At 77.1% G+C, this 708-nt stretch carries 1 protein-coding gene; it reads right to left on the bottom strand.

Features of this window, described 5'->3' with window-relative positions:
- Positions 1-708 (bottom strand): aminotransferase class I/II-fold pyridoxal phosphate-dependent enzyme (locus AWZ10_RS02680; RefSeq protein WP_159058197.1); only part of this gene is annotated, 708 nt, incomplete at both ends.

Raw genomic sequence — 708 nt, forward strand, 5'->3', positions numbered from 1 at the left:
CGTACGCGGCGGCGGCGGCGACCGGGGTGGCGACCCGGGCGCCCAGTGCGGTGAGCACGTCGAGGACCCGGTCGCGCAGCCCCGTACCGTCCGCGTTCGCGGGAAACCGGGCGACGGCGGCGGGCCAGCCCGGCGGCAGGAAGGGTCCGGCGAGGTCGGTGACGACGGTGACCCGGTCGGGCAGCATCTCGGCGGGGCTGAGGAGCACGGTGTCGTGCGGATCGTGCACGGTGTCGCGCCAGGTCTCGTCGCTGACCAGTTGCAGCCCCTCCCCCGTGGCCGCCTCCATGGCCTCGTGCACCAGTTCGGGCGGGGCCACGGTGGCGGTCGGGTCGTCGGCGACGCACAGCACGAGCAGCCGGGGGTCACCGCCCTCGGCCCGGATCCTGCGCACGGTCTCCAGCAGCGCGTACGGGTCCGGCACACCACCGCACTCGGCGGGCGTGGCCACATGGAAGACGGATCTGCCCAACGCCCGCGCCTGGGGCTCCCACCAGGCGGCACACGGCCGAGGGAGCAGGACGTCGCCGCCGATCGCTGCGGTCAGCGCGAGAAGCAGGGCGGGGGCGCCGGGGGCGGCGACGGCCCTGTCCGGTGCGGTGGGCAGTCCGCGCCGGTCCCAGTAGCCGCAGGCGGCGTCCAGGAGAACGGGATCGCCACCGGGCGGTACGGCGTGGGGGCGGGTCGCGGCGGCGGCGAGCGCGGCGG

It is taken from the genome of Streptomyces europaeiscabiei, assembly GCF_001550375.1.
GTDB lineage: Bacteria > Actinomycetota > Actinomycetes > Streptomycetales > Streptomycetaceae > Streptomyces > Streptomyces europaeiscabiei.